This is a genomic window from Shewanella sp. M16 (assembly GCF_018224605.1).
In the GTDB taxonomy this organism is placed as follows: Bacteria; Pseudomonadota; Gammaproteobacteria; order Enterobacterales; family Shewanellaceae; genus Shewanella; species Shewanella oncorhynchi.
On record NZ_JAGTUL010000080.1, the window covers coordinates 1 to 6,037 of the forward strand.

9 protein-coding genes are annotated in these 6,037 nt (G+C 39.4%); all 9 read left to right on the top strand.

Features of this window, described 5'->3' with window-relative positions; genetic code table 11:
* On the top strand, nucleotides 1–294 hold a 294-nt coding region (locus tag KFE26_RS23065), incomplete at its 5' end, for a hypothetical protein (RefSeq protein WP_212601843.1).
* Between the two features lie 115 nt (nucleotides 295–409).
* Complete coding sequence (locus tag KFE26_RS23070) at nucleotides 410–592, top strand: hypothetical protein (RefSeq protein WP_212601844.1); 183 nt, start codon at nucleotides 410–412, stop codon at nucleotides 590–592.
* Nucleotides 593–798: 206 nt separating this feature from the next.
* Nucleotides 799–1,641: a hypothetical protein gene (locus KFE26_RS23075; protein ID WP_212601845.1), complete on the top strand. Its 843-nt coding sequence runs from the start codon at nucleotides 799–801 to the stop codon at nucleotides 1,639–1,641.
* A 304-nt stretch (nucleotides 1,642–1,945) separates the two neighbouring features.
* Nucleotides 1,946–2,701, top strand: a complete 756-nt coding sequence (locus KFE26_RS23080; RefSeq protein WP_212601846.1) for a hypothetical protein — start codon at nucleotides 1,946–1,948, stop codon at nucleotides 2,699–2,701.
* Nucleotides 2,702–3,441: 740 nt separating this feature from the next.
* Nucleotides 3,442–4,017: a ParA family protein gene (locus tag KFE26_RS23085; protein WP_212601847.1), complete on the top strand. Its 576-nt coding sequence runs from the start codon at nucleotides 3,442–3,444 to the stop codon at nucleotides 4,015–4,017.
* On the top strand, nucleotides 4,014–4,415 hold the full coding sequence (locus tag KFE26_RS23090; protein WP_212601848.1) for a hypothetical protein: 402 nt from the start codon (nucleotides 4,014–4,016) through the stop codon (nucleotides 4,413–4,415). The genes KFE26_RS23085 and KFE26_RS23090 overlap by 4 nt, the downstream gene beginning before the upstream one ends.
* A gap of 456 nt (nucleotides 4,416–4,871) precedes the next feature.
* Nucleotides 4,872–5,120 carry an antirestriction protein ArdR gene (locus KFE26_RS23095; protein WP_212601849.1) on the top strand — a complete coding sequence of 83 codons (249 nt, stop codon included), beginning with the start codon at nucleotides 4,872–4,874 and terminating at the stop codon, nucleotides 5,118–5,120.
* A 253-nt stretch (nucleotides 5,121–5,373) separates the two neighbouring features.
* On the top strand, nucleotides 5,374–5,697 hold the full coding sequence (locus tag KFE26_RS23100) for a hypothetical protein (protein WP_212601850.1): 324 nt from the start codon (nucleotides 5,374–5,376) through the stop codon (nucleotides 5,695–5,697).
* 54 nt (nucleotides 5,698–5,751) lie between these two features.
* On the top strand, nucleotides 5,752–6,037 hold a 286-nt coding region (locus KFE26_RS23105), incomplete at its 3' end, for a hypothetical protein (RefSeq protein WP_212601851.1).

Here is a 6,037-nt window from a genome sequence, read left to right on the forward strand (position 1 = left end):
GGCATTAAATGTTTTAAGTATTTCAAATATTTCAAATACTTGATATTGAACTTTACCCCCCATTGGGGGTATAATGGCTTTGTGGTCGGGAATAGTCCAAGACCAAAAAAAGGATTGTTAATCATGACTCTAATCGAACTGATCGAATCTGTAAAAATCGATGTTAAATATGCCCGTGAACATTTGCAAAATGCGCGAACCCGTGAAGAAGCAAATCAGCGGGGCGCATGGTTAGCCCAGTGCAAAGATAGACTAGCTAGCCTTGAGGCTAAGCTTTCAGAAAAAGGTGCTTAAACCGTTTTAAGTATTTCGAATATTTCACATATTTGAATTGATTAAATTAGCTGTTTAGGCTAATATAATCAAGAGGTTAAGGCAATCGGGCTTTAACCTAAAAGTGAGAGGGAACATGAAGAAACGGAAAAAGAATACTCAATCTAGTGCGGTGGTTTGCCCCGAAAAGAATACACTAGAAATCAAAAAAATTCAGTTGGAGTTAGTTGAAATGAGGTTGAAAATTCTAGCGTTGATGGTGAGCATCCCGCTAACAATAACAGCCTTGATTGTAGCCCTAGACAAGCTAATTAACTAACGTGTTACACAAGGGGGTTGCCGCCCCCTTATTTAAGATTAACACGCAGTTGAGGATTTTTTCAATGAATATGCAAAAGTTTATAGAGTGGCTGCCTATTTTAATTGTGATAGTGCTAACCGTTATTTTTGTTGCTTCTTATTTTGTTTTTTTACGCTGATTGAGTCAGGGGATACCCGAGGCTTATTTTTTTAAAGGATTATTATATGTTTAACGATATTGAAAAAGCTGAAATGCTTATTAATGAAATGGATAATCGTTACTTTATCGTTATTCCATTTGAACTAAAGGACTCGTTAAAAGCGGCTGTGTCTAGCGTCCAATTCAATCTTTTAGCATTAAAGGAATGGTCTGTTAGTTTACGGACTAAACACGATTTAACGCTGTGGATTGCTGCGAACTATGACCCAATCGTTAAAGCTAATTTGATTAGAGCTAAACGAGAACTAGCCGCAGGTGAGCTAGTGCTCGTTAACGATGCCTTTAATGTCAAAGAACATATTAAGCTAAAGTTTAATGCCATTTTTGGCGAACATGGCGAGCAAAAAGGCTGGTTTGTTCGCCCTGAGTTTTTAGAGAGTGCGCTTAATCTACGCGATCAAAAAAACTTAGAGCTGAAAACTTTGAAAGAAAAGCCTCAAGCCTCTGATCCCCATAATCTTAAGCTAACCAAACTTGAGAAGGTCATCGAATCTTTTTTGGTCGTAAAAGAAGATCCCACGGTAATTATGGGCGGCCTTAGTGCGTCTTATATTGCTGACAATGCCGACATTAAGCAATTGATTAATAAGGCATCCGTTATTATCTCTAATAACGTCAGATTAAAATTACAAGACCAAAGCATTGATACATTTAACGATGAATATAAACTGATTATCCGTGATATTTCATCAAAATATAGCTCGTTTAATGCTATTGAAACAATCGTTTATCTAATTTTAGTAAACGTCTTTAATAATGCCAAAAATAGCGTCACGCCCTCTTTAACAAGCTTTAAATCTGAGAGTGATTTAACCGCACTTGTAAAAGATTTCTTTAAGATATTTTAAATATTTAAAATATTCACAATTAAGCCGTGGCCTCAATAGCTCGGCTTAATAGCTAAGTCAAAGTATCTCCCCCCCCCTCTTATATACCGATCCAAATCTGGATCGTTGATCTTTCCATTTGTTTCTATTACATTACAACCAACGTTCGGACTTATCACCCGAACCCTTACAACCTAGAGAACTCAAAAAATGATCCCTATTTATCTTCGCTGCCCTTTGCAGCACCCTAAATTTAGACACTCTAACTCGATATGCCACTCGATGATCTCTAGATCCTCGTTGCGTAGCATGTGGGGCGTGTCTAATGAAATCCACTAACGACAGTTCGCCAGCCAGAGCCGCAGCCAGAGCCGCAGCGAGAATCAAACGGCAAAAATTACGCGCCAAAAAGCGCGAAGTCGCGGCCTTTGTTAAAATCCAAAAGAAGAACGTAGGTTCTAGCCCTTATGCGGCCTCACTTGAGGGGTTTAATCGTGCTAAAGCCATGCCTCGCTATTTCTTTGAGCTAATTAACAACGCAAGGCAGGTGATCTACAGCCGCAATTTTGAAACCGATAATGGCGGTGTATCTTCTCAAATGTCTGATCGCACAAAGCGCAAACTGTTTCAAATCGTTGTAACGATACTTACAACGTGTGATCTAATCAGTGGCCAAGTCGGAAAACCTAAAGAGATAGGGATGGACACGACTAGCCACGATGCGTTGATGTTACAACATGCAAAACGCTGGGGCGAGGCTGTGCCTAGTTCAACGTGGTATAGATACATTGATCTGCTGAAAACCGCAGGGGTTTTTGTTGTTAAAGAAGTAAAACAACAGAGTGAAGATGGTCAAACTGTGAGATCTCGCGCGGCTTATAAATGGCTATCCGACAAGTTCTTAACAGCAATTGGCGCTAAGGCACATCACTTAACACCACAGATTAAAGCCTCAAGACAAAAGCAAGAGAAAAAGGGCTTGTGCTTCGAATGGCGTCAATTCATTAAAAAATTGCCAATTAACAAACGCTTTACCGCTGATCTATTTGCGGATTCGGTTTCACCCCCCCCACTTCATTAAACGCAGTTTTAAGCGTTATCGCCTCGTTTGGTGAGGCTACCCCATGCCCTATTGCTTTAAATCGCTAAAATCCACGCTTAAGAGCCCCTAGCTAATCAAAAATTACCGATTAATGGCCGTGTATCAGCAAAAATTTCACTCCTGTTTTTAGCAATTCACCCGCTTGTGGATAAGCCGTTTATAACAGCAATAAAATGGGAGTAAGAAAAAGGAGTAACGGACGGGAGCCCTTCTTTTAGGCTTTCAGCCATAAGATCTTAATTATCGAAAGAGATAAGTTATTAAAAGTGATTTAAAGCGGTGGATAAATCCACCCAAAAGCAATAATGCCTCGCCAATTCCTAATCAAAGAGCGATTAGGGGCGAGAACCTAAGAACTAAGAGCATTAATGCCTCGCCAATTCCTAATCAAAGAACGATTAGGGGCGAGAACTAAAAGCCTCGCTGCTAGTTGGTTTTGTCTCCGACCGTTAAGCACCTAAGTTGCGTTAAGACTTGTGAATTGAAAGAAAAAAGCGTCTAGCAGGGGAAAGGCAAAAAACGAGCCAAAAGCATATAAACACCATAAACCATTGAATAAATTCAAGTAATCAATAGAGCTAACAGCTTACACACAAAAAATGTGGATAAAATTATTTTAAGTATTTCAAATATTCAAAATACTTAAAATATTTCTAGTATTTCAAATATTCGATATGCTATTATGATTGCAGTTGATAACAATTAAGCAGGGCTGCGTTATGAAAATTCTAAGTCTGTGGGATGAAAAAGGTGGTGTGGGTAAGTCAACTCTGGCAATTATGTTAGCGGGGGCGGCTCATAAAAAAGGTTTGAAAGTGGCAATTTTTGACGAAGATCCACAAGGGTCATGTCGCAAAATTGCTTCACGTACAAATTGCCGTTTTCCGTTCCCAGTATTAACAACCCCACCCGCTGATAACGCCTATGATCTGCTTATCATCGATATGGCACCGAATACTAATACCGCCCCCTATGGCACTGTTATTTTCCCTTACGAACCCTCGACCTTAAGCACTGATACCGCCTTTCCTCATATCGCCACGCTTGAGGCTCATTGTCATGCGAATGGTGCGCGGGTTATTGAGGTTATTAACAGGCTTGATCTGCGACTAGCTGATCATCGTTTATTTGTTAAACATTCCCCTAAAGACACTGTAAAGATAAAAACAAGAAACGTGATAACCCGCGCAACTAACCAATTTACGACCATTTTTGATGATAGTTTTAAAAATTTATATGGCTGTCGTGAAGCTCGCGCAGAGATAAACCGTTTATTGAATGAGGCATTAAAATGAGTAAAAAAACCGTGACTCCTGAGTGGATGAATAGAGAATTGACCGTGACAAATGTCGAGGGTAATAAACTTGGCACTAAAACCCACAAAAAAAAATCAGGGCGCAAGAAATCTATTGTTTCCCGTAGTTCGTTAATGATGGTGACGAGTGACTGGCAAGCAACGCAGTTTAAAAAGCTTGAAACCGCTTTAATACAAAATGGCATAGAAATTAGCCGAGGTCGCTCTCAGACTCTTGAGCTTGCCGCTGCTTATCTGCTTCACTCATTGAAAGATGAAGAAAGCAAAGGCGGTGTTATAGCGTGGTTATCTGCTATAAATGGATTAGAAGAAAGAATGGCCGAGCAAGATCTCGAAGCTGGAATGGAAAGTAAATTTGACGAAGAAAAGGAGGTGTAAGCATTTCAAATATTCTAAATATTTTAAATATTCAAAACGTTTTTTATACAAAAAATTGTCGGTGCGACTCTCACATCTAACACCGACAACATCTAACACGAAAATAGGTATATAAACATGCTAGAGAATAATGGTAGCACATTAAACAATGTAAAAATATCCGAGCTTCACTTGTTGGCAACTTACCCTGAATCTGATGTTATCCGCTGGTTCAATAATCGGGATGATTGGGTAAAAGGGGTTTTGTCAAAAATTCTGCGTTTGAAGTAATTTAGCTCTCAAACTGCCAAAACTTAAAAGTGGTGAATTTCACCACTTTTTAAATGCTGCCTAGTGACCTTTAAGCGGATTAGTTAACCTCTCTTTTTGAGCGTTTGGCGGGGGTACTGTGTCGAGTCTGAAAACGATGTGCGCTCAATCGGCAGTTATGTTAAATATGCAGTAGAAGGCAAAATTATGTGCTTAGCTAAAAATCTGAGAGAAATAGCTGATAAATGGCGTGAAGAAAACCCAGATCATCAAGACGGTGTCGTGCTCATTTGGCAAGGTTCTGTGTATGGTTGGAAAAACAGCTTGCGTGATCCTGCCCATGAACAACCTAGTGCATTTGCTGTTGATTCAGAGGGCCATGTTTTCATAGCTGAGGGTGGTAACAGTTACGATGGAGCAAAATGCTGGGTTGCGGTTGCATTAGATATTGGGTGAACGTCCTCCCTTGGTTAATTGAACAGCGAATTAACCAGGGGAGATTCCCCCCCAACCGATCACCAGATTTAAAACCCCAAAACCAACACTTTCACCGCTAAAAAATCAGTTAACCCTACCTCGCGCCCCACTTGTTTCAAGTATTTAAAATATTCTAAATACTTGAAATTATTTCTTGCTTAAAACCTCCCCATTGGGGTATTATTTCTTTGCAGGATTATTTAATTTCATTTAACCAACGGAGTGGCTGGCTATGACAGATCAAGAAATGGAAACCGCAATTATTGATAAAACGATAGATGCTTTGCTTGCGGCTGGCTTACATCTGGCCGTGTATGATGGTGAGGAAATAACAACCCCAATAACAACGGATAAAGCCGTTATTGTCGCGGCTTTAGGCACTACTGAGCTAGATTATCTATGTTGTTATGCTTCGCCTACCGCTGTAAGAACAGGTTTTGTGATGCTTGTTTATGGTAATGCAGGTTATGAAGTGATATGTGACTACACGACCAATCTTGAAGATGTATTGGCGCAAGTTAACGAGTACGCAGAACAACTAGCAGAAGCGGCATAGGATAAAGACTATTAAGCCCTTCGGGGCTTAATTTTATGGAACAACAGGAAATGTATGGCTATGAAAGATGAAGATATGGAAAAAATCAAAAAAGAAGCTTTATATATGACTTATTTAGGAATGCTTAAGTTTTTTAAAGATTATGTTCCTGTTCTTATTTATATGGTTTTCTTGATTATATGTGTATTAATCATGATGTACTGTCTTTATGAGGCCGCAGTTAATCAGTCATATATTCCTAGTTTAATTTATTTGTTTATAGTTGGTTTGGCTTTAGTCTGTATTTTATACAGATCTGACACTGCAGACGAAGCTGTTGGCTTAGTTTTCTTGATATCAG

What these genes read in the sequence shown, in the direction of transcription:
- KFE26_RS23080 (WP_212601846.1), top strand. Translation starts at nt 1,946, where the DNA reads ATGAAATCCACTAACGACAGTTCGCCAGCCAGAGCCGCAGCCAGAGCC.
- KFE26_RS23090 (WP_212601848.1), top strand. Translation starts at nt 4,014, where the DNA reads ATGAGTAAAAAAACCGTGACTCCTGAGTGGATGAATAGAGAATTGACC.
- KFE26_RS23070 (WP_212601844.1), top strand. Translation starts at nt 410, where the DNA reads ATGAAGAAACGGAAAAAGAATACTCAATCTAGTGCGGTGGTTTGCCCC.
- KFE26_RS23100 (WP_212601850.1), top strand. Translation starts at nt 5,374, where the DNA reads ATGACAGATCAAGAAATGGAAACCGCAATTATTGATAAAACGATAGAT.
- KFE26_RS23085 (WP_212601847.1), top strand. Translation starts at nt 3,442, where the DNA reads ATGAAAATTCTAAGTCTGTGGGATGAAAAAGGTGGTGTGGGTAAGTCA.
- KFE26_RS23095 (WP_212601849.1), top strand. Translation starts at nt 4,872, where the DNA reads ATGTGCTTAGCTAAAAATCTGAGAGAAATAGCTGATAAATGGCGTGAA.
- KFE26_RS23075 (WP_212601845.1), top strand. Translation starts at nt 799, where the DNA reads ATGTTTAACGATATTGAAAAAGCTGAAATGCTTATTAATGAAATGGAT.